Source organism: Pedobacter sp. TM02, from assembly GCF_059705275.1.
This window is the reverse complement of record NZ_AP046530.1, coordinates 2,294,140-2,315,427: the sequence shown is the minus strand read 5'-3', so window position 1 is coordinate 2,315,427 and position 21,288 is coordinate 2,294,140. Positions and strand designations below refer to the sequence as shown.

Sequence of the window (21,288 nt, the reverse complement as noted above, 5' to 3'; positions counted from 1 at the left end):
GAAAATATGGGGATGTTACTGGCTGTTTCTCTTGTTGATTTCGTCCCTGATTCGGGCTGCTTTTTCATAGGCTTCTTCGGCCAAAGCTTCTTCCAGTTTCTGCTGCAGTTCTTCCAAGCTTAGCGAATGGTAGCCTCCGGCATTCGGAATGGAAGTGGGCACATCTTCAGAACTGTGTTCCTTGGCAATCGAATCCATGTTTTCGAGAAAGAGAAAATCGTTTCCTTCAATTACAATTCCTGCCGAAGAAAGGATAAACTCATAGGTATAAATAGCCGCATTGAACCTGACGGCCAAGGCGATGGCATCAGAAGTACGCGCATCAATTTCTTGAGTGGTTTTACCATCTGTACAGATCAGTTTGGCAAAGAAAACGCCGTCGACCAGGTTATAAATAATGATTTCGGTAATTTCTACTTGGTAAGCCTGGGCAAACGATTTGAACAGGTCGTGCGTTAACGGGCGGGTAGGGGTCATCTTTTCGATTTCGATGGCAATGGCCTGTGCCTCAAAAGCACCAATAATAATCGGCAACCGCCTGCGTCCGTTCACCTCGCCAAGCACCAATGCATAAGCTCCAGACTGGGTTTGGCTATAAGACAAACCAACAATATCAAGTTTTACTTTTTTCATATATAAACAAACCTAACAAGCTTTTTGCAAGCCTGTTAGGTTCTTTTATTTAATGTTATCCTTTATGGGCTTTCAATGCAGCAATAATTTTGGGCACCACTTCAAAGGCATCGCCTACAATACCATAGTCGGCCACTTTGAAGAACGGCGCTTCTGGATCTTTATTGATGACCACGATCACTTTTGAAGAACTTACGCCTGCCAAGTGCTGGATAGCGCCAGAAATGCCAATGGCGATGTACAAGTTAGGACTGATGGCAATACCGGTTTGGCCTACGTGTTCAGAATGTGGCCTCCAATCGGCATCAGAAACGGGCTTAGAACAAGCGGTAGCGGCGCCCAACAAATCGGCCAGTTCTTCGATCATTCCCCAGTTTTCAGGACCTTTTAAGCCACGGCCACCCGATACCACCAATTCGGCATCAGGTAACGATACTTTATCGGTTGCCCTTACGATTTCCTTCACTATAGCAGTCAGGTCTGTAGGCTTGATTGCCGGGCTATAGGCTTCGATGGCGGCATCCACGGGATTTTCTTTTATGCCAAATGCGTTCGGATTTAAAGCGATAATCTTATTGGCCGAAGTTAAGGTGGTAATGGCAAAAGCCTTGCCCGAGAAAGCGGTTTTCTTTACCGAAAAGCCACCGTCAAAATTTGGCAGCTCTACTGCGCCATCAATTAATCCGGCTTGAAGCTTTACTGCAATTCTAGGCGCTAACCCCTTGCCTGAAAAAGAGTTGGATAATACCACAATGTCGGCATTTTCTTTTTTGGCCGCTTCGGCGATAACAGCGCCGTAAGCTTGGTTAACAAAGTTTTTCAACTGATCGGCAGTTACATTCAAAACCTTGCTTGCGCCATATTTGCCCAGTTCCTTCAATTCGCTTTCGGCTACATTGCCAATAGAAATGGCGGTAAGGTTGGTGTTTTGTTGGTTAGCAATCGCTTTGGCATAAGATACCGCTTCGTAAACAGATTTTTTGAATTTGCCGTCGGCGTGTTCTACATATACTAATACTGACATAGTGTTATGGTTGAAATCTCTTGGAGATTAATTTTAAATGTTATAATTCAGTTAATTAGGCGTGGTTTAGATAACTTTGGCTTCGGAGTGCAACAAAGCGATTAATTCTTCGGCATTTTCGGCCGGAATTAATTTTACCGCGCCGCGAGGAGCAGGGGTTTCAAACTTGGTTACTTTGCCCAGTTCTTCGATTTCTTTGGCTTCTACCACTTGCAAAGGCTTGGTTCTGGCCGACATGATGCCTCTCATGTTAGGGATTTTGGCTTCGGCCGTGCCCTCTGCGCAACTGGCTACAAATTTGCCACTTACGCTCAGTACTTCCTTGCCGCCTTCAATTTCGCGCTCTAGGGTGGCCGTAGTGCCGTCGTAATCTAATTTCTTAATGATAGAAATAGAAGGGATATCTAAAAACTCGCCGATCATGGCCGCTACTTGAGATCCATTGTAATCGATAGACTCCCTGCCACACAAAATCATATCAAATTCGTTACTCTTGGCATATTCGGCAATCTGAAATGCGGTGAAATAAGCATCTCTGGGTGCCGCGTTTATCCTTACTGCATCGTCGGCTCCAATGGCCAATGCCTTTCTAATTGTAGGTTCTGTAGCACTTTCGCCTACATTAATAACGGTTACGGTACCCTTGCCACCTTCGCAAAGTTCTATGGCTCTCGACAGTGCAATCTCGTCGTAAGGGTTGACAATAAACTGTACGCCTGCGGTATTGAATTGTGTATTATCGTTAGTAAAAGTTATTTTTGTAGTGGTGTCGGGCACGTTACTGATACAAACTAATATTTTCATACGTTTACATTTGTTTTAAGGGTAATGAACCTATATTTAGCCAGATTTTTACAATTAGCGAAGTATAGATTCTTTAAATTGTCTTTTTGCAAATCTAATTAAAAAAGCAGGGATTTAAAATGCAAAACGCGCGTTTGACCAAGTTATTGGAATTTTTAGAGCAGGAACCTAACGACAGCTTTATATTATACGCTTTGGCTACCGAGTATAACTCACAAAATGACATAGAAAATGCTTTTTTCTATTACCTGAAACTGGTAAACGAACATCCGAGCTATGTTGGTACCTATTACCACCTGGGCAAGCTGTACGAAAAACAGGGAGAAAAAGACAAGGCGATAGCCATTTATCAGCAGGGGATGCAAACGGCAAGGAGCAAACGCGATATGCATGCACTTTCGGAGCTGCAAGGCGCCTACAACAGCGCGGCAGGTCTTGATTACGAAGATGATTAACTGAACATACATTGGCAAAAAGGCAACTTTTATTTTTAAGGAGTGTAATTGTTTTCACCTTTACCGCCTTTGGTGGCGCCCAGGCACATATTTCGCTCTTGTTGCGCTATTTTGTTAAAAACACCCAATACATTACCGAAGAAGAGCTCCTGGAACTCAATGCCTTGGCCCAAGTACTGCCCGGGCCGGCCTCTACGCAAACATTGGTGGGCATTGCCTATAAAGTAGGCGGGCTAAAACTGGCCATCATTTCCTTTTTGATCTGGATTTTGCCCTCGGCAGCCATCATGACCTTGGCGGCTATTAGTTATGGCTTTCTGGATCAAAAGCAGCAATTTGTCGAAATCCTCAAATATATCCATCCCATTGCCCTGGGCATTGTGGCCTATGGGGCTTTTAACTTGGCCAAAAAAGTGCTAACTACAGAGCTGTCTGTATTTTTGGCCTTTTCGGCAGTGGTGGCTACCCTGGTATTGAGAAACGCCTATGTTTTTCCGATGGCCATTTTAATTGGCGGCATGGTTTCGTCGGCTATTGGTACGCCAAGTGAAGAAACCCAAATCAGGGTAAGGTTATTATCAAATATCAATCCACGCAAACTGACTTATTTTATTGGTTTTATGGTGTTTATGGCCCTGCTAGGTGCCATTATTAACCGTACGTCGCCGTTCAGTTTGCCGATTAGGCTGTTCGAGAACTTTTACCGTAACGGTATTTTTGTGTTTGGCGGCGGACAGGTTCTGGTGCCTTTGATGTTTACGGAATTTGTACAGTCGAAACATTACCTGCTGCAATCTGATTTTATTTCGGGCTATGCCTTGCAACAGGTTTTGCCAGGGCCAACATTTTCGTTTACGAGCTATCTGGGCGCCCTGAGCATGAAGCATGGCCATTATGGCGTAACCGGACAGGCTTTGGGTGGCGTATTGGCCGTGCTGGGCATTAATTTGCCTGGATTGATCTTGGTGTTGTTTATTGTTCCCTTTTGGGACGATTTAAAGAAGATAGGCCGCATTAAGCATTCGCTTTCGGGCATTAATGCCGTAAGTGTGGGCTTTATTATCGCCGCTTTTATGTTGCTGGTCAAGCCGGTCGGATTTAACGCATTGCCTATTTCTATCTTGATAGGAACCTTTTTGGTGCTCAATTTTACCAAGATAAGCCCGCCGATTATTGTGCTGGTAGGGATTGTACTGGGGTATTTTATCTAATGTCTTTTCTAAGGATCGAAGAAAAAATCTTTTAATCCATGGCTAGTTGCTAGAAAGGCGGTTCGTCGTCGTGCATGTCGTTCATGCTCGAAGGCCTGATGATTACGTTGCCAGCTGGTTTATCAAAGTTTTGTGATGGCGCCATGCTGTCGGAGAAACTGCTCGGAGGCGCAAAACTGTCTTCCAAATCGGCAAATTTCACGTATTTACCGATAAAGCGAAGCGGTACGATACCGGTTTCACCATTACGGTGCTTGGCAATGATTACTTCGCCCACGCCTGCCATCGATCTGCCGTTTTCGTCTTCGGTAATGCCGTAATACTCTGGTCTGTACAAGAAAAGTACCATATCGGCATCCTGCTCAATAGATCCCGATTCACGCAAATCGGATAGCATTGGCCTTTTGCCGTTTGGTCCAGGTCTGCTCTCCACGGCACGGCTCAGCTGCGAAAGCGCCAATACCGGTACGTCCAATTCTTTGGCTACCGATTTAAGTGCCCTCGAAATACTGCCAATTTCCTGCTCGCGGTTACCGCCGCCTTCGCCTTTACCGTGCATCAACTGCAAATAATCGATAATAATCATTTGGATATCGTATTGCGATTTGAGCCTACGGCATTTGGCGCGGAATTCGAAAATATTCAGTGCTGGAGTATCGTCGATGAGGAGAGGGGCTTCGCTTAAACTGCCAATTTTGCTGTGCAGCTGCTGCCATTCCCATTCGGCCAGGTTTCCTTTCCTGATTTTCTCTTGTTCGATCTCGGTTTCGCCAGAAATCAAACGATTAACCAACTGTACCGACGACATCTCTAGCGAGAAAACTACGGCGGGCTTTTTAAACTCGACGGTAGCATTACGGGCACAGCTCAATACAAAGGCTGTTTTACCCATTGCCGGCCTTGCCGCAATAATCACCAAATCCGATTTTTGCCAGCCACCGGTAATCCTGTCCAGATCGGTAAAGCCCGAAGGTACGCCGGTTAAACCATCGGTTTTGGTACGCAACTCTTCTAAAGTAGCCAAAGACTGCTTGATGATCTCGTCCATTTTTTGCGTATCTCTGCGCAAGTTGTTTTGGGCAATATCAAAAAGGCCTTTCTCGGCCTGGTCCAGCAAATCGAAAATATCGGTGGTATCTTCGTAGGCATTGGTAATGATATCGGTAGAAATCCTGATCAGTTCGCGCTGGATGTATTTTTGCGAAATGATACGGGCGTGGAACTCGATATTGGCCGAAGAGGCCACACGATTGGTTAAATTGGTAATGTAAAATGCACCGCCAACAAGTTCTAGTGTTCCATTTTGGCGCATTTCTGTTGTTACGGTCAATATATCAACCGGTTTCGACTTTTGGAAAAGCGTTTGGATGGCTTCGAAAATCTTTTTGTGGGCCTCGTGATAAAAAACCTCAGGCTTCAGGATGTCGATTACGGTTGAAAGTGCATCTTTTTCCAGCATCAAAGCACCTAAAACGGCTTCTTCCAAATCGGTAGCCTGTGGTGGTATTTTGCCCATTGTACTTACCGATGGTGTTGTAAACCTGTTTTTTCTTGCCGAAGTTGAAAATTTCCCCTGACCTTGTGATTCGTTATCGAGACTCATAGCAACAAAAATAGACAAAACTTTGCCTTTTGTTTGTACAAGTTTTCAGTTGTTTGTTAACAAGTTGAAGCTAAATATGTTGATTTTTTTGCCTAAATTATTTTTGAACAATTTATTGTGGATAAGCCCGGCGCCGATTCATTTATTTAGCGTACTTTTGTGCCTTTATTAATCACTATGGACAATTTTAGAAGACCGCAAAGAGCAAAAGAAAACAACGAATTCGTATTTGGCATAAGGGCCGTTATCGAAGCCATCAAGGCTGGCCGTGATATAGAAACCATTTACGTGCAGCGAGGCTTGAGCGGTCCTTTGTTCCTGGAGCTTAAGTCGTTGCTTATTGGATCGCTTATTCCGCTAAGCTCGGTTCCGATCGAAAAATTGAACAGAATGACCACCAAAAATCACCAAGGGGTGATTGCGGTAATTTCGCCAATAACTTACCAGAACATAGAAGACCTTATTCCCGCTATTTTCGAAAAAGGGGAGACGCCGCTCATTTTGGTGCTCGATAGCGTGACCGATGTGCGCAACATGGGGGCTATTGCCCGTACGGCGGCCTGCGTGGGGGTGCATGCCATTGTAGTGCCTTTAAAAAATGCGGCCCAAATCAATGCCGATGCGATAAAGACTTCAGCAGGGGCATTGTTCAGCATTCCGATTTGCAGGCATTCGAATCTGCATAAAACCTGTTTGTTTTTGCAGGATAGTGGCCTGCAGCTGGTGGCTTGTACCGAAAAAACCAACGATCTGATTTATGTGCCCGATTATACCTTGCCAACAGCGATTATCATGGGGTCGGAAGATGAGGGGATTGCTAACGACTTGTTAAGGGTAGCCAACCATTTGGCCAAAATCCCGATGGCAGGTAAAATAGAATCATTAAACGTATCAGTGGCAGCTGGAGTGATTTTGTACGAAGCAGTGAGGCAGCGAACGGTTTAGTGAGGTTTCTTTGGGTTGGATTTTTACCACCTTATACGTCTAAGAGCAGCAAAGGGGCTGTTGTACGGAATGCCTTAATATTGAGTTGAACGCTGGCTAAGGAGTTAAGCGTTTCGTTTTTTTGCGGTTAACTGATCATTGCCAACTGTAAGCTGAAAACTGCCAACTCCACCTTCCATCTAGACATCCATCACCATTTCGAGCATATGGTTGTTAAAGCCGAATTTTTTGTAGGCATTAATGGCGTTTTGGTTTTCAGCATAAACCTCTAGCTTAAGCTTGGAAATGTTTCTTTCTTTTGCCCAGTTTTTTAAATGGTTTAAAATCTGGCTGTTCAGTCCCTTGCCACGATGAGCCGGATCTACGTACATAAAACCCAAGTAGGCGTAGTAGTCGGGTTGGTGCTGGGGCTTGGATTTTTCAATTCTGATGTACCCACTGGCTACTGCAATACCCTTGAGGTAACCAATTACCAAATGGCTATTTTCGCTTTCTATTAAGGTTTTAAGGTCGTAGTAATATACTTTTTCGGGCCTGATGTTATTGGTAAAAGGTCTCTCGGCTGCAATTACTTGCTGTTCAAAAAGTTGTAAAGTAGCTACATCGTCCAAGCTAGCGGGTTTAATAACGAGCTGGTTTTCCATTTGATCATGTTAAATGTTAAGCGCATTCCTAACCTTGAAGACAAAAGTGGCGAAAGCACTTAGCGAATACGCTGAGGTTAAAATGCTAAATAAACTTATTGGCAAATTTCGCTTTGACGTCGGCCACAATGTTTTTTACATTTTGTTCTTCCGAACGCGGGCAGATGAGCAAAGTGTTGTTCGCCTCGACCACAATGTAGTTGTGCAGGCCCTGTAAAATCACGAGTTTTTCTTCAGGCACATTGACCATGCAGTTGGATGAATCGAACATCATGACCTGTTTAGAAGGGATTACGGCGTTGCCTACATAATCTTTTTCGGCCATTTCGTAAATAGAGGCCCAAGTGCCCAGGTCAGACCAGCCAAAATCGGCAGGCAGTACATACACATTGTCTGCTTTTTCCATGATTCCGAAATCGATCGAAATATTGGTGCACTGCAGGTAGGCATTGGCGATAAAGGTAATTTCGTTGGCGGTATTGTAAAAAGGCGTACCCTGTTTAAAAATGTCGTGCATATCGGGCAAATGCTTTTCGAAAGCACTGGCAATGGCTTTGGCCGACCAGATGAAAATGCCTGCATTCCAGAGAAAATCGCCGCTTTGAATAAACGACTGCGCCAGTTCTAAATTGGGCTTCTCTGTAAAGGTTTTCACTTTGTGAATGCTGCCGTCGCTTTCCAACACTTCGTCGATGTATTGGATATATCCATAGCCGGTATCGGGCCTGTTGGGCTTAATGCCTAGCGTGATGAGGCATTTGTTTTGGGCAGCGGCCTCCATCGATTGTTCGATGGCCCGCACAAATTCCTTTTGGTTGGCTATGGTATGGTCGGACGGGGCTACTACGATGACGGCATCAGGATTGAGTTCGGCGATCTTCATCGATCCATAGGCAATGCAGGGTGCCGTATTGCGCATAATGGGTTCTGCCAAAATCTGGTTCTCGCTTAAGGCAGGCAACTGTTCCTTGATCAGGTCTACATAAAGCTCGTTGGTTACGATAAATATGTTTTCCGCTGGACATATCTGTAAAAATCGATCGTAAGTACTTTGAATAAGCGTTTTTCCTACGCCGAAAAAATCAATGAACTGTTTAGGGAATTCGGTTCTGCTGACTGGCCAAAAACGGCTACCAACGCCACCAGCCATGATTAATGCGTAGTTGTTTTTATTCATGTAGCTAAGATAGACTTTAATTAAATAATTCCTTCCTGCAAAAGGTCATGTAAATGTATCATTCCATAATAATGCCCGTTTTCGGTAACGAGCAATTGCGTAATGTTGTTCTTTTTGATTACCTCTAAAGCAAGCAGGGCCAATTCGTTTTTGTCAATTTTCTTGGGATTGCGGTTCATCAGGTCGGCGGCCGTAATGTTTTCGATGTTGGTATGCTTTTCTAACATCCTTCTGATATCGCCATCGGTGATCACACCCAAGATATTGTCATCGGCAATAACAACAACGGCGCCCAAACGGTTTTTGCTAATTTCAATAATGACATCTTTTACAGATGCCGAAGGCGAAATGCTTGGTTTTTCGTTTTTAAGCGCCAGATCTCCGGCCTTGAGGTACAAACGCTTGCCCAGTGAGCCACCGGGATGGTAACGCGCAAAATCTTCGGTGTTGAATTCCCTGGCTTCCAATAAGCAGATGGCCAGGGCATCGCCCATAGCTAACTGTGCCGTAGTACTGGTGGTTGGAGCCAAATTATGCGGACAGGCTTCTTTTTCTACGCTGGTATTAAGGATAAGGTCTGCCTGTTTGGCCAAATCAGAATCCACCGAACCTAGCATGCCGATCAACACATTGCCCGACTGTTTTAACAAGGGAGCCAATAGCTTGATTTCGGGCGTGTTGCCACTTTTGGAAAGGCACATCACGATATCGTCTTTTTGGATCATGCCCAGGTCGCCGTGTACGGCATCGGCGGCGTGCATGAAGATAGCAGGAGTTCCCGTAGAATTAAATGTTGCAACAATTTTTTGGGCAATGATGGCGCTTTTGCCTATTCCTGTAACAATTACCCTTCCTTTACTCTCTAAAATCAGGTCAACAATCTTTACAAAATCTTCGTTAACGTGTTGTAAAAGGTTTAAAATGGCATCTGATTCTAACTTAAGTGTTGAAACAGCTATTTCGATAATCGATTTTTTACTTTTCAAAGAGAATTTATTAGTATATTAATGCTTTCAATTACTGCAAAATTATGTTATTTTGAACAATAATAGCACAGAATATTTGACACAAAAAATGGACGTGAAAAAGTCGTTGTTTGATAACCTGCAAACTTTTTTCGGTTTCGACAATTTTAAGGGAGATCAGGAACCCATTATTACCAATATCTTAGAAGGCAAAAACACATTTGTAATCATGCCTACGGGCGGAGGCAAATCAATTTGCTACCAGTTGCCGGCTTTAATGAGCGAGGGTACCGCCATCGTGATTTCGCCACTGATTGCCCTGATGAAAAACCAGGTGGATCAGTTGAGGGCCTTTGGTGGCAGCGATAGTATTGCGCATTTTCTGAATTCTTCTCTCAACAAAACCGAAATTACCCAGGTAAAAAGCGATTTGCTGAACGGACAGACCAAATTATTATATGTAGCCCCAGAATCATTGGCCAAACAGGAAAACGTAGAGTTTTTGCGTTTGCTCAAAATTTCTTTTGTGGCGGTTGACGAAGCCCACTGTATTTCGGAATGGGGCCACGATTTTAGGCCCGAGTACCGAAAAATCAGACAGGTGATTACAGGCTTGGGAGAAGAAATCCCGATTATTGCGCTAACAGCCACCGCCACGCCAAAAGTACAGCAAGACATTATCAAAAACCTGCAAATGACGGATGCAACCTTGTTCAAGTCGTCGTTTAACAGGCCTAACCTTTTTTATGAAATCCGTCCTAAGCGCGACGTAATCAAGGAAATGATCCGCTACATCAAGTACAATACCGGTAAATCGGGCATTATTTACTGCCTGAGCCGCAAAAAGGTAGAGGAAGTAGCGGAAAGCTTGAATCTTAACGGCATCAAAGCCTTGCCTTACCACGCTGGTTTAGAGCCCAAAGTGCGTGCCGAAACCCAGGACAAGTTCCTGATGGAGGATGTAGAAGTGATTGTGGCTACCATTGCCTTTGGTATGGGGATCGATAAGCCTGATGTGCGTTTTGTGATCCACCATGATATTCCGAAAAGCATGGAAGGCTACTACCAGGAAACAGGTAGGGCCGGTCGTGATGGAGGAGAAGGCGTTTGTATTGCCTTTTATGCGCAAAAAGACGTTGATAAGCTGGCCAAGTTTATGAAAGACAAGCCGGTATCTGAACGCGAAATTGGTACCCAGATACTCAAAGAAGTAATCGATTATGCCGAATCGGGCGTTTGCCGCCGTAAGCAGATCCTGCATTACTTTGGCGAAAACTTTAACGAAACCGGTTGTAACTGCATGTGCGACAACTGCAAGAAGCCCAAACAACAATTCGAAGCCGAAACGCATTTGCTTACCTTGTTGAAACTGATCGAGAGCACCGGACAGAAATTTGACGATGCGCATTTGCTCAATATCTTTATGGGCAACGAAACGGCCCAAACCATTGCATACGAGCAAAACAAGCTGCCCGAATTTGGACAGGGCAAAGAAGATGGCGAACTGTTGTGGAAATCGCTGATCAGGCAAGCCGTACTGAACAATTTTGTAGCCAAGGATATTGACAACTACGGATTGTTGCACCTTACTAAAATAGGCAAGGATTTTATAGAAAACCCGTATAGCCTCAAATTTATCCTCAACGAGCAGTTGGATAATGCAAGCGAAGACGATGAAGAGGAGGTAAAACAAGGGACGGGTGCATTGGATACGCAGCTGCTGGGCTTGCTGAAAGACCTGCGCAAGAAAATTGCCAAGCAGAAAAACGTACCGCCTTTTGTGGTGTTCCAAGATCCGTCGCTGGAAGAAATGTGTACGCATTATCCGATTGCCATGGATGAGCTGAAACAGATTTCGGGAGTAGGCAATGGCAAGGCACTCAAATTTGGCGCACCTTTTATCGAGCTCATTAAAAAATATGTGGACGATAATGATATCGAAAGACCGATTGACTTAGTCATTAAAACCCAAGCCAATAAATCGGCACTTAAAGTTTCGATTATCCAAAATATTGACCGTCAGATTGGCTTGGAGGATATTGCCCGCTCGAAAGGCCTCACTTATTTTGATATTTTAAAGGAGGTTGAAGCCATCGTGAATTCGGGAACCAAACTAAATCTTTCCTACTTTGTTGATGAAATCATTGATGAAGACAGGCAAGACGAGGTATTTGATTATTTTCGTGCGGCCGATAACGATTCGATTGACGATGCCCTGAGCGATCTGGGCGAAAATGATTATACCCGTGAAGAGATACAACTGATGCGTATCAAATTCATGTCAGAACTAGGAAACTAAATAGGAGACTTGAGACGCTAGATATGAGATTTGAGACACAGATTTGAGATGGAAATCATGCTCATATCTCACATCTCAATACTCATATCTCACATCTCAATACTCATATCTCACATCTCAATACTCAACTTAATGTTGCAAATAGAAAAACTCAAACACCAAGATTCAAACAACTTCTTTTTAATGGCTGGCCCTTGTGCTATCGAAGGCGAAGAAATTGCCCTGCGCATTGCAGAGAAGATCGTAACCCTAACCGATAAGCTGAATATCCCCTATATTTTTAAAGGTTCGTACCGTAAGGCTAACCGGAGCAAAGGCAGTTCCTTTACCGGTATTGGCGATGAAAAAGCCTTGAAGATTTTGGAAAAAGTAGGCAAGACTTTCGATGTGCCTACCGTAACCGATATCCACGAGAGCGGAGAGGCTGCTATGGCTGCCGCTTATGTTGATGTACTGCAAATTCCCGCTTTTTTGTGCAGGCAAACCGATTTGCTGATTGCAGCAGCGCAAACCGGCAAAGTAGTGAACGTAAAAAAAGGCCAATTCCTTTCGGCGGGTTCGATGAAGTTTGCTGTAGAGAAAATCAACGATTCGGGCAATAACCGAGTGATCTTAACCGATCGTGGCAATACTTTTGGCTATCAAGACCTGATTGTAGATTATCGTGGCTTGCCCGAAATGCAAGGTTTTGGCGTACCGGTGGTCATGGATTGTACGCACTCTTTGCAGCAACCTAACCAAAGCAGTGGCGTAACCGGTGGCAAGCCTGAGCTGATTACCACCATTGCCAAGGCGGCTATTGCTGTAGGTGCTGATGGTTTGTTCATCGAAACGCATCCTGATCCGGCCAATGCCAAATCTGATGGCGCAAATATGCTCAATTTGGCATTGCTAGAAGATTTACTGGTGAAACTGGTTAGAATTAGGCAAGCGGTTATTTAAAGTGCTTGGCAATCCGGTATTCCTAACGATCGAATGCCAATCATTGGTTTGAGCCAATGATGCTTTCGATAGAGGACCGATCCAAAATCGTAAATCTAAACTCATTAAATCCTATGGTAATCGCCACGCCAGTTTTTAATGGCTTTTTTGATTTCGGTGGGCGAAAGCTGTTCGGCTAATGTTTGGTCAACCAAGGTTGCAAATTCTTCGTCGCTGGCAAAACGCAAAGCCAGAATTTGTCCCATTCTCAAGGTCGCTGGAAGCATTTTTCCCGTGAGGATGTAATAGCGCAGCCGTTCGTCGGCCCTGGCCGCGCGGTCTTGTACACGAAGCGAAAAGAAACGGGCAAAAAGTCCAATGATGCCGATGAGCAAAAAGGCCAGTACAATTAATCCATGGGTGAGGTCTGGCGTTTTTACAAAGGCGTACACTGAAAATCCCAATCCGGTAAAGATTAAGGGAACCGTAAAGAAATGGTAAGGCGGACTGAACCTTTTGTGGTTGTTGAAATTTTGTGGCATGGCTAGTTTTTGGTTATTCTAAATTCTGTTCGGCGGTTTTGTTGTCTACCTTCGTCGGTGCTGTTGTCAAAACGAGGCTTTGTTTCGCCGTAGCCTTTAAACGTGAGGCGCTTGGTGGCAATTCCGTTTTTAACCAGAAAATCGTAAACGGCCTTTGCGCGGTTTTCCGATAGTTTCTCGTTCATTTTGGCGTCACCCACATTATCGGTATGGCCTTGTATTTCTATGGCCACGTTTTCGTTGTTTTTGAGCAATTCCACTAGGAGATGCAATTCAACCATCGAAGCGGGCAGGAGTTCGTATTTGTTGGTATCGAAAAAGATATTGTGCAGGGTTACTTCGCCGCCCACCTTGATTTTATCCATTAAAATTTCCACTTCGTAAGGCTTATTGGCATTAGCAGCCTTCAGTTCGAAATGTTGCGAGTAGAACAGATAGCCGTTTGCCTCTACATTAAAAGAATAATCGCTTCCAATAGGCATCACCGCTAAAAAGTCGCCGGTTTCGCTCGATGTAAAATCGTTGAACATCGTATTATTGGTCTTCAAATCGATAACCATTACATTGGCTTCGAGCAATTGTTTGGTTTCCCTGTCTTTGACCACTCCCTTGACGTAGGTAACCGGCAAAGGCTTGTACTTTTCGGGCATTTGAAAATGATAAATATCCAAGTCGCCGAAGCCTCCGTTGGCTATGTTCGAAGAGAAAAGGCCTTCTGTGCCATCGGCAGTAACAATAAGCCCAATCTCTTCGTTGAAGGTATTGATCGGGTAGCCTAAATTGATAGGCTTAGCAAACTCGCCCTGGTTGTTCATCCGGCTGTAAAAAATGTCTTTGTTGCCCAAGCCGGGCCAGCCGTCGGAAGAAAAGTAAAGCGTTTTGCCATCGGCGTGCATAAAAGGTGTATTCTCGTCGTAAGGCGTATTGATATTGGGACCCAGGTTAATCGGCTCGGTCCATTGCCCTTCGTCGGTAAGCGTACTTTTCCAGATATCGTAGCCACCCAAGCCCCCCGGTCTGTTGCTTACAAAATAAAGCGTGCTCCCGTCAGGACTGATGGAAGGCTGCGATTCCCAATATTCCGAATTGATCACTTTGCCCAGGTTAATGGCCTTTCCCCAATCGTTGCCTTCTTTTCTCGACACATAGATGTCGCATCGGCCCATGCCATCGGGGCGGTTGCAACCGGTAAAAAACAGGTATTTGCCATCTGGAGAGATCGATTGCGCCCCTTCGTTATAGTTTGGCGTATTGATGTTGTTGCTCAGGGGCTGTGCCTTTTGCCATTCGTTGTTTTTTTTGGTTGAGACATAAAAATCTTCATTGCCATCCACCACCCGGGTAAAGATAATGGTCTGTCCATCGGCGGTTAATGCCGGAAAATAATCGCGGTTGGCACTGTTGATGTAAAAGCCCATGTTAATGGGTTCGTACTTTTCGGGGGTTTTGAGGGTTGCGACGGCAAAATCACAATCAATAATATATTTAGTGGCCTTTTTAACCAGGTCTTGGTCAGCGCCGGTATATTGCTGCTTATAGCTTTCAAAATGTTTTTTGGCATTGGCATAATCTCCGGTCAGAAGCTCACTTTCGCCCAGCACATAATAAACCCTTGCTTCAACGGTAGGTGCCGATGCTACTGCTTTGGCATAGTTTGCCTTAGCTTTTTCATGGTCTTTCATCCTGCGGTACACATCGCCCAACTGGATGTAGGCCAGCTGAAATTTGGGATCGGCTTTTACGGCTTCTTCCAAATATTTGATGCCCTCGTCGTAGATGTTTTGCCTGAGGTATTGCTGGGCATCGTCAAAACTATTTTGGGCCTTTTTTACGGCAGAATTTTGGGCTTTTGTTGCCAAAGCCATCAAACAGCATAAAAACAAGATCAGGTATTTATTCATTAGCCCATTGCCACTTGGTAATAGACTAATGTAAATAAAATCTCGAATTAATTAAGGAATGTTGAGGAATTTGTGCGTTTGCAGGGAGATTTCCCACTTCGGATTGGCCATTACATAGTCAACAATCAAAGGTGTCATTTCTTTGGCTTTCGACCATTCGGGTTGCAAATACAGCTTGCAATTTGGCGAAACGGTAGCCGCGTATTTTTCGGCCCAATCGAAATCGCTTTTGTTGAATACGATCACCTTAAGCTCGTTGGCAAAAGGAGTGATGTCTGGTCGCGGTGCCTTGAATTTTTTGGGCGAAAGGCAGATCCAGTCCCAAGACCCCGAAAGCGGATAGGCGCCGGAAGTTTCAATGAAAGTCAGTATACCTTGTTCCTGCAGTTTTTTGGTGAGGTAATCCAAGTTATAGATCAAGGGCTCGCCGCCGGTTACTACCACGGCTTTTCCGGGATAGGTTACGGCTTTGGCCACGATATCGTCGGCAGCAGTCAAGGCGTGCAGTTCGGCATCCCAGCTTTCCTTCACGTCGCACCAATGGCAACCCACGTCGCAACCGCCCAAACGGATAAAATAAGCCGCTTTTCCCGTATTAAATCCCTCGCCCTGTATGGTATAGAATTCTTCCATGAGTGGAAGCAATGTGCCGTCTTCTGGTATTTGATGTGCCATAAATTTCGGCAAATTTACTAAATTTATGTGCTTTATGCGAATAGGTGTATCTTGCTAAAGCAATATTTAACCGATGATGAAAATTAAATCCCTCCTTGTTTTAGTTGTTTTCTGCCTGTTTTTAAGCTCTTGCTTTGATGTTGAAGAAACCTATAACCTCAATGCAGATGGCTCTTATGCTGTTAATTATAACCTGGATATGGGGCAGTTGTTTAAAATGGTAGCGGCGATGACACCCGATTCTGTAAAGCAGAGTAAGGCATATAAAGAATCTAAAGATACTTTGGTTAACCTGGGCAGTATGCCTGATAGTTTAAAGAAACGATTTAGCCCAGCAGAGCTTAACCTGATGAAACAAAGCGATGTGCACATGCAACTGAATTTGAGCGAAGGCGTATTCAAGCTTGATTTTATGAACAAGGGAAAGTCTGCCGAAGAGCTCAGCTATTTCATGAGCAATTTTGGAGAATTGTTTCAAAAGGGCAAGATTGGCGACATCATGAAGCCGAAAGGCCTGCCTGCAGAGGCCGGTGAAGAACCTGATATGCCCTTTAAGAACAAAGAGTACGATTATGTGATTACGCCCAATACTTTTGGCCGAATGATCAAACTTGATGTTTTGGCCGCCAAGAAAGATAAAGACAAGCAGGCTTTCGAATTGATGAAAGGGATGAATATGAAAATGACCAGTACTGTTGTGGTTAACCTGCCGCGACCCGCTAAAAGTACGGGAAATCCGAATGCAGTACTGTCGGCCGATAAAAAGCAGTTTACCTTGAAATTGGATATGCTCGAAGCTTTAGATAAGCCAGAATTACTGAATTTTAAAATCGAATACTAGCATGGAATGGTTCAAGGTAGATTTTGAGTTGCCCGACCATGATATTGTGGAGCAGGTTAAGGTAAACGGCAAAAAACTATGCCTGATTAAGTATGAACAAAAAATCTATGTTATACAAAATACCTGTCCGCATGCAGGTGGTATTTTAAGTGGTGGCTGGTGCAAGGAAGGAAATATTGTTTGTCCCATTCACCGCTACGCGTATAGTTTAACCACGGGCAGGGGCGCACCCGGCCAAGGCGATTATATTAACATTTACCCTACCGAACAGCGGGAAGATGGCTTGTACGTTGGCCTGAAAGAGAGCTGGTGGAAGCGGATTTTTTAGTTACCCGGTTAATAGTCGGCAGTTCATGGTTTGGCGTGAAGTTTCATGTTGATGTACAAATCCTGTTGAGATCGGCAATCAAAATGACGGTTTTGTTGGTGAAGAACACCAACAAATGCTTTAAGCAGGTTGATCAATCAATGCTTGCCCAATAAACGGCCAACCATGGTCCATTGACTATAAACCATAAGCTATTAGCTATATATTTCTTTCTTCGCAGAAGCCAAGGTGTTTTTAAGCAAACCTACAATTGTCATTAAGCCAACGCCACCTGGTACCGGAGTAATCCATGAGGCTTTGGGCGCTACGTTTTCGAAATCTACATCGCCGTAAAGTTTGTAGCCCGATTTGGTGCTTGCAGAAGTTTCGCGGTTAATGCCCACGTCGATAACAATGGCACCAGGTTTTACCATATCAGCAGTTACAAAGTTCTTTTTGCCAATGGCAGCCACAATAATATCGCCCTGCAGTACCATTTCTTTAAGGTTCTGGGTTTTGCTGTGGGTGAGGGTTACGGTGCAGTTGCCTGGGTTGGCATTGCGCGCCATCAAAATACTCATCGGACTGCCCACAATATTGCTTCGGCCCACCACCACGCAATGTTTGCCAGTGGTATCGATATGATAAGCCTGTAGCATCAATAAAATGCCATAAGGCGTAGCCGGTATAAAGCATGGCAAATTGCGCATCATCCGTCCCAAATTAATCGGGTGGAAGCCATCTACATCTTTGCGATGGTCGATAGCCTCGGTTACTTTCTCCGGATCGATATGCTTTGGCAGGGGTAGCTGTACAATCAGCCCATCTACACCTGCATCTTGGTTGATTTCCTGTATTTTTTGCAAAAGCTCGGCTTCGGTAACGGTATCTTCATACCTGACCAACGACGATTGAAAACCTACCTTTTCGCAGTTTTTCATTTTGCTGGCTACATAGGTTTCGCTGCCGCCATCATGGCCAACCAAAATGGCTACCAAATGGGGCTTACGTCCGCTTTGTGCTAAAAATGAAGCTGCTTCTTCAGCTATTTCGGCCTTGATTTTTTCTGAGGCAAATTTTCCGTCGAGTAGTTGCATATAGTGAGATATGAGATTGGAGATGTGAGATATGAGATATGAGATTTGCCCTGGGAATGCCTGGGACTCAAATCTAGATTCTCAAATCTCACATCTAGTTTAGTCTAATTTTAACACCGCCATAAACGCCGTTTGCGGGATTTCTACGTTGCCCACCTGGCGCATGCGTTTTTTACCTTTTTTCTGTTTTTCCAAGAGCTTGCGTTTACGCGAGATATCGCCACCATAACATTTGGCCGTTACGTCTTTACGGAGTGCGCTCAATGTTTCGCGGGCAATAACTTTGGCACCAATCGATGCTTGGATCTTGATTTCGAATTGTTGGCGTGGGATCAGCTCCTTTAGTTTCTCGCAGATCTTTTTGCCAAAATCGTAGGCATTGCTGCGGTGTATCAGCGACGACAAGGCATCCACAGGTTCGTCGTTCAACAGCATGTCTAGCCTCACCAGGTCAGATTTTCGGTAGCCCACCTGATGGTAATCGAAAGAGGCATAGCCTTTGGAAATGGTTTTCAGCTTGTCGTAAAAATCGAATACGATTTCGCCCATCGGCATTTCAAAAACCAGTTCTACGCGGTCTGAGGTAAGGTAGGATTGGTTAACGATAACCCCTCTTTTCTGTATACAGAGCGACATCACCGGTCCCACAAATTCGGCCTTGGTAATAATGTTGGCCTTGATAAAAGGTTCTTCTACCGAATCAAGCTTGCTTGGGTCGGGCAAATCCGATGGGTTGTTGACCACAATTTCGGCGCCTTTTGTGGTGTATGCAATGTACGATACGTTGGGAACCGTGGTAATTACCGTCATGTCGAACTCGCGTTCTAAACGTTCTTGGATAATTTCCATGTGCAACATGCCCAAGAAACCGCAACGGAAGCCAAAGCCCAAAGCCGCTGAGCTTTCTGCTTCGAAAACGATAGAAGCATCGTTTAGCTGCAGCTTGTGCATGGCTTCTCTCAGTTCTTCGAAATCTTCGGTGTCGACAGGGTAGATGCCTGCAAATACCATCGGCTTTACCTCTTCAAAACCTTGAATGGCATCTGCCGAACCATTTTCTACGGTAGTAATGGTATCGCCCACTTTTACTTCGCGAGCCTCTTTAATGCCCGAAATGATATAGCCTACATCGCCGGTCTTTACGCTGTTGCGTGGCGACATGTCTAGTTTTAAAATACCCACTTCGTCGGCAATGTATTGTTTGCCAGTGTTGATGAACTTTACCTTATCGCCTTTTTTGATTTCGCCGTTTACCACTTTGTAGTAGGCAATAATGCCCCTAAACGAGTTAAATACGCTATCGAAAATCAAGGCTTGCAAAGGGCCGTTTGCATCGCCTACAGGTGCAGGCACACGGTCAACAATGGCTTGCAGGATATCTGGAATGCCCATTCCGGTTTTACCCGAGGCCGGGATGATTTCTTCGCGTTTGCAACCAATCAAATCAATAATCTGGTCTTTAACTTCTTCCGGCATCGCACCTGGAAGATCCATTTTGTTCAAGATCGGAATAATCTCCAGGTCGTGTTCTAAAGCCAAATAAAGGTTGGAAATGGTTTGGGCCTGGATGCCTTGAGAAGCGTCTACAATAAGCAAAGCACCTTCGCAGGCGGCAATGGAGCGCGAAACCTCATACGAAAAGTCAACGTGGCCAGGTGTGTCAATCAGGTTGAAAATATACTCCTCACCATTCACTTTATAGTTCATTTGAATAGCGTGGCTTTTGATGGTAATGCCACGCTCGCGTTCCAAATCCATGTTGTCTAGCAACTGCGCTTGTGCCTCGCGCTGGCTAATGGTATTCGTATATTCTAATAAACGGTCGGCTAAAGTGCTCTTTCCGTGGTCAATATGTGCAATTATGCAGAAATTACGTATGTGCTTCATTTTGTGCAAAGATAGTTTTTAAATGCGGAAAGACCAAAGGCTGAAAGTGCAAAGGTGGAAGGTAAATAGTCGGCTGGAAAATGGGGCAAGACATTAAAGGTAAAAGGCTGAAGCTAATATTGTTTCAGATGCAACTATTTTTTGAATACTTTCGTCTTTGCTTAAAAGATGTTGATGAGAAATCCCTTGATTCTTGTATTGATGTTGTTGGCTACCCGTTTAGCTGCTCAAGATTGTAATTGTACCGTTAATTTCAATTATACGGTAGCCAAGGTAAGCAAAAACTATGCAGGTTATAACGATAAAGTCAATCCGTTGAATCGAAAAGAATTTAACCGCTTTACGCAGCAATTAGCCGAAAAGGCAAAAGCAACCAATAATATCGATACTTGTTATGTACTATTGCGTACATGGACCAATTATTTTAAGGATCAGCATTTGAGGGTACAGCTGGATTGGCGCTACCGCGAAAAATATCCGGAGAAACTCGGACAGTTAAACAAGCGGTTTGCCAAGTTTAAGGTATTGCCACCGCCGGCCGCAGATACGCTGGCAAATCAAACCAATATCAAGCCATTAAGTAGCCAAACCTTGCTCATCAGTTTGCCCTCTTTCGATTATTCCGAAAAAAAGAACGTTGACAGCTTGATGAAAAAATACGAAGCCGAACTGCTGACAACCCCCAATTGGATCATCGATATGAGAGGGAATATGGGAGGCAGCGATTTTACCTACAGTCCGTTTTTGCCTTATCTCTACACCAATCCCATAGCTACATGGGTCTCTGAGTATTGGGCTACAGCAGATAATATCGCTATTTACGAACAAGAACTTACCAATAAAAACCTCAATAAAGATGCCGCTGGCTACATGGCCAATATCGTTTCTTTAATGAAGAAAAACATCGGTAAATTTGTAAACCCCGCCGGCAGCGATACAGCATTGATTACGTTAGCCAAGGTTTACGATTATCCCAAAAAAGTAGCCTTGCTAATTGACCGTAATTCGGCAAGCTCGGCCGAATCATTCTTGTTGATGGCTAAACAAAGCAAAAAAGCAACTGTTTATGGCGAAAATTCTTATGGAATGCTAGATTATGCCAATTATCAGTATTTCGATATTCCCTGCGATGCCTACAATTTAACTATACCGATATCGCGTTCAAAACGCCTGCCTAAAAATCCGATAGACAATATTGGCATTGCACCCGATGTAAGCATTGATAATGCCGAAAAAAACAAAATCAAGATGATACAAGGTCGATTGGAAAGCGCAAATAAATAAAGAGCCAAGGTTTTAAAGGCAACGGTATGGAGGTGGAAGCTGTGATTTCGATTCTGGCAGGATTGCAAATCCT

The 21,288-nt window shown here is 44.3% G+C and carries 20 protein-coding genes; 8 read left to right on the top strand and 12 right to left on the bottom strand.

Translation table 11 applies throughout. From position 1 onward, the window contains the following. Positions 1 to 15: 15 nt before the first annotated feature. From AC6H1S_RS09705 to AC6H1S_RS09695, 3 genes are all read right to left on the bottom strand, one after another. Positions 16 to 633, bottom strand: a complete 618-nt coding sequence (locus AC6H1S_RS09705) for a bifunctional nuclease family protein (protein ID WP_199140339.1) — start codon at positions 631 to 633, stop codon at positions 16 to 18. Positions 634 to 688: 55 nt separating this feature from the next. After that, positions 689 to 1,657, bottom strand: a complete 969-nt coding sequence (locus tag AC6H1S_RS09700) for an electron transfer flavoprotein subunit alpha/FixB family protein (RefSeq protein WP_497563458.1) — start codon at positions 1,655 to 1,657, stop codon at positions 689 to 691. A gap of 66 nt (positions 1,658 to 1,723) precedes the next feature. Next, positions 1,724 to 2,461, bottom strand: a complete 738-nt coding sequence (locus AC6H1S_RS09695) for an electron transfer flavoprotein subunit beta/FixA family protein (RefSeq protein ID WP_497563457.1) — start codon at positions 2,459 to 2,461, stop codon at positions 1,724 to 1,726. A gap of 134 nt (positions 2,462 to 2,595) precedes the next feature. Between AC6H1S_RS09695 and AC6H1S_RS09690 the strand changes: the two genes are divergently transcribed. Together AC6H1S_RS09690 and chrA are read left to right on the top strand one after the other, a co-directional pair. Continuing rightward, positions 2,596 to 2,916 carry a tetratricopeptide repeat protein gene (locus AC6H1S_RS09690; protein WP_370583481.1) on the top strand — a complete coding sequence of 107 codons (321 nt, stop codon included), beginning with the start codon at positions 2,596 to 2,598 and terminating at the stop codon, positions 2,914 to 2,916. An 11-nt stretch (positions 2,917 to 2,927) separates the two neighbouring features. Then, complete coding sequence (gene chrA, locus AC6H1S_RS09685) at positions 2,928 to 4,127, top strand: chromate efflux transporter (RefSeq protein WP_497563456.1); 1,200 nt, start codon at positions 2,928 to 2,930, stop codon at positions 4,125 to 4,127. A gap of 49 nt (positions 4,128 to 4,176) precedes the next feature. On the opposite strand, the gene dnaB is transcribed toward chrA, so the two are convergent. Continuing rightward, positions 4,177 to 5,730 carry a replicative DNA helicase gene (gene dnaB, locus AC6H1S_RS09680; protein ID WP_497563455.1) on the bottom strand — a complete coding sequence of 518 codons (1,554 nt, stop codon included), beginning with the start codon at positions 5,728 to 5,730 and terminating at the stop codon, positions 4,177 to 4,179. A gap of 177 nt (positions 5,731 to 5,907) precedes the next feature. Here dnaB and rlmB point away from each other — a divergent pair, with 177 nt between their 5' ends. Then, a complete protein-coding gene (rlmB, locus tag AC6H1S_RS09675; RefSeq protein WP_199140326.1) occupies positions 5,908 to 6,675 on the top strand; it encodes a 23S rRNA (guanosine(2251)-2'-O)-methyltransferase RlmB in 768 nt (255 codons plus the stop codon). Positions 6,676 to 6,854: 179 nt separating this feature from the next. On the opposite strand, the gene AC6H1S_RS09670 is transcribed toward rlmB, so the two are convergent. The 3 genes from AC6H1S_RS09670 to AC6H1S_RS09660 all read right to left on the bottom strand — a co-directional run bounded on the left by AC6H1S_RS09670 (position 6,855) and on the right by AC6H1S_RS09660 (position 9,482). Further along, positions 6,855 to 7,319 (bottom strand): GNAT family N-acetyltransferase, encoded by a 465-nt coding sequence (locus AC6H1S_RS09670; RefSeq protein ID WP_199140324.1) that lies wholly within the window; start codon positions 7,317 to 7,319, stop codon positions 6,855 to 6,857. A gap of 85 nt (positions 7,320 to 7,404) precedes the next feature. Next, complete coding sequence (locus tag AC6H1S_RS09665) at positions 7,405 to 8,496, bottom strand: mannose-1-phosphate guanylyltransferase (RefSeq protein ID WP_497563454.1); 1,092 nt, start codon at positions 8,494 to 8,496, stop codon at positions 7,405 to 7,407. A gap of 20 nt (positions 8,497 to 8,516) precedes the next feature. Beyond that, entirely contained in the window at positions 8,517 to 9,482 is a 966-nt protein-coding gene (locus tag AC6H1S_RS09660) for a KpsF/GutQ family sugar-phosphate isomerase (RefSeq protein ID WP_497563453.1), read from the bottom strand. A gap of 88 nt (positions 9,483 to 9,570) precedes the next feature. On the opposite strand from AC6H1S_RS09660, the gene recQ reads away from it, so the two are divergent. Next, positions 9,571 to 11,760, top strand: coding sequence for a DNA helicase RecQ (gene recQ, locus AC6H1S_RS09655; protein WP_199140345.1), 2,190 nt, complete (start codon positions 9,571 to 9,573; stop codon positions 11,758 to 11,760). 132 nt (positions 11,761 to 11,892) lie between these two features. Further along, positions 11,893 to 12,702, top strand: a complete 810-nt coding sequence (kdsA, locus tag AC6H1S_RS09650) for a 3-deoxy-8-phosphooctulonate synthase (RefSeq protein WP_497563452.1) — start codon at positions 11,893 to 11,895, stop codon at positions 12,700 to 12,702. Between the two features lie 104 nt (positions 12,703 to 12,806). Here the strand turns inward: kdsA and AC6H1S_RS09645 are convergent, their stop codons facing one another. From AC6H1S_RS09645 to AC6H1S_RS09635, 3 genes are read right to left on the bottom strand one after another with little or no spacing between them, the layout of a single operon-like run. Beyond that, positions 12,807 to 13,223: a DUF6526 family protein gene (locus AC6H1S_RS09645; RefSeq protein WP_199140316.1), complete on the bottom strand. Its 417-nt coding sequence runs from the start codon at positions 13,221 to 13,223 to the stop codon at positions 12,807 to 12,809. A 2-nt stretch (positions 13,224 to 13,225) separates the two neighbouring features. Next, positions 13,226 to 15,124: an OmpA family protein gene (locus AC6H1S_RS09640; protein ID WP_497563451.1), complete on the bottom strand. Its 1,899-nt coding sequence runs from the start codon at positions 15,122 to 15,124 to the stop codon at positions 13,226 to 13,228. Between the two features lie 51 nt (positions 15,125 to 15,175). Beyond that, a complete protein-coding gene (locus AC6H1S_RS09635) occupies positions 15,176 to 15,799 on the bottom strand; it encodes a 7-carboxy-7-deazaguanine synthase QueE (protein WP_199140312.1) in 624 nt (207 codons plus the stop codon). 73 nt (positions 15,800 to 15,872) lie between these two features. Here AC6H1S_RS09635 and AC6H1S_RS09630 point away from each other — a divergent pair, with 73 nt between their 5' ends. Next, a complete protein-coding gene (locus AC6H1S_RS09630) occupies positions 15,873 to 16,640 on the top strand; it encodes a hypothetical protein (RefSeq protein ID WP_497563450.1) in 768 nt (255 codons plus the stop codon). Position 16,641: 1 nt separating this feature from the next. Continuing rightward, positions 16,642 to 16,968, top strand: coding sequence for a Rieske (2Fe-2S) protein (locus tag AC6H1S_RS09625; protein ID WP_199140308.1), 327 nt, complete (start codon positions 16,642 to 16,644; stop codon positions 16,966 to 16,968). 194 nt (positions 16,969 to 17,162) lie between these two features. On the opposite strand, the gene AC6H1S_RS09620 is transcribed toward AC6H1S_RS09625, so the two are convergent. Both AC6H1S_RS09620 and lepA read right to left on the bottom strand, forming a co-directional pair. Beyond that, positions 17,163 to 18,044, bottom strand: a complete 882-nt coding sequence (locus AC6H1S_RS09620) for a bifunctional 5,10-methylenetetrahydrofolate dehydrogenase/5,10-methenyltetrahydrofolate cyclohydrolase (RefSeq protein WP_199140306.1) — start codon at positions 18,042 to 18,044, stop codon at positions 17,163 to 17,165. Positions 18,045 to 18,143: 99 nt separating this feature from the next. Further along, positions 18,144 to 19,931, bottom strand: coding sequence for a translation elongation factor 4 (gene lepA, locus AC6H1S_RS09615; RefSeq protein WP_199140304.1), 1,788 nt, complete (start codon positions 19,929 to 19,931; stop codon positions 18,144 to 18,146). 174 nt (positions 19,932 to 20,105) lie between these two features. On the opposite strand from lepA, the gene AC6H1S_RS09610 reads away from it, so the two are divergent. Beyond that, on the top strand, positions 20,106 to 21,215 hold the full coding sequence (locus AC6H1S_RS09610; RefSeq protein ID WP_497563449.1) for a S41 family peptidase: 1,110 nt from the start codon (positions 20,106 to 20,108) through the stop codon (positions 21,213 to 21,215). Positions 21,216 to 21,288: the final 73 nt, after the last annotated feature.

Coding starts and splice junctions, on each gene's coding strand:
- AC6H1S_RS09705 (WP_199140339.1), bottom strand. CDS start 633: ATGAAAAAAGTAAAACTTGATATTGTTGGTTTGTCTTATAGCCAAACC.
- AC6H1S_RS09700 (WP_497563458.1), bottom strand. CDS start 1,657: ATGTCAGTATTAGTATATGTAGAACACGCCGACGGCAAATTCAAAAAA.
- AC6H1S_RS09695 (WP_497563457.1), bottom strand. CDS start 2,461: ATGAAAATATTAGTTTGTATCAGTAACGTGCCCGACACCACTACAAAA.
- dnaB (WP_497563455.1), bottom strand. CDS start 5,730: ATGAGTCTCGATAACGAATCACAAGGTCAGGGGAAATTTTCAACTTCG.
- rlmB (WP_199140326.1), top strand. CDS start 5,908: ATGGACAATTTTAGAAGACCGCAAAGAGCAAAAGAAAACAACGAATTC.
- AC6H1S_RS09670 (WP_199140324.1), bottom strand. CDS start 7,319: ATGGAAAACCAGCTCGTTATTAAACCCGCTAGCTTGGACGATGTAGCT.
- AC6H1S_RS09665 (WP_497563454.1), bottom strand. CDS start 8,496: ATGAATAAAAACAACTACGCATTAATCATGGCTGGTGGCGTTGGTAGC.
- recQ (WP_199140345.1), top strand. CDS start 9,571: ATGGACGTGAAAAAGTCGTTGTTTGATAACCTGCAAACTTTTTTCGGT.
- kdsA (WP_497563452.1), top strand. CDS start 11,893: ATGTTGCAAATAGAAAAACTCAAACACCAAGATTCAAACAACTTCTTT.
- AC6H1S_RS09645 (WP_199140316.1), bottom strand. CDS start 13,223: ATGCCACAAAATTTCAACAACCACAAAAGGTTCAGTCCGCCTTACCAT.
- AC6H1S_RS09640 (WP_497563451.1), bottom strand. CDS start 15,124: ATGAATAAATACCTGATCTTGTTTTTATGCTGTTTGATGGCTTTGGCA.
- AC6H1S_RS09635 (WP_199140312.1), bottom strand. CDS start 15,799: ATGGCACATCAAATACCAGAAGACGGCACATTGCTTCCACTCATGGAA.
- AC6H1S_RS09630 (WP_497563450.1), top strand. CDS start 15,873: ATGATGAAAATTAAATCCCTCCTTGTTTTAGTTGTTTTCTGCCTGTTT.
- AC6H1S_RS09625 (WP_199140308.1), top strand. CDS start 16,642: ATGGAATGGTTCAAGGTAGATTTTGAGTTGCCCGACCATGATATTGTG.
- AC6H1S_RS09620 (WP_199140306.1), bottom strand. CDS start 18,044: ATGCAACTACTCGACGGAAAATTTGCCTCAGAAAAAATCAAGGCCGAA.
- lepA (WP_199140304.1), bottom strand. CDS start 19,931: ATGAAGCACATACGTAATTTCTGCATAATTGCACATATTGACCACGGA.
- AC6H1S_RS09610 (WP_497563449.1), top strand. CDS start 20,106: ATGAGAAATCCCTTGATTCTTGTATTGATGTTGTTGGCTACCCGTTTA.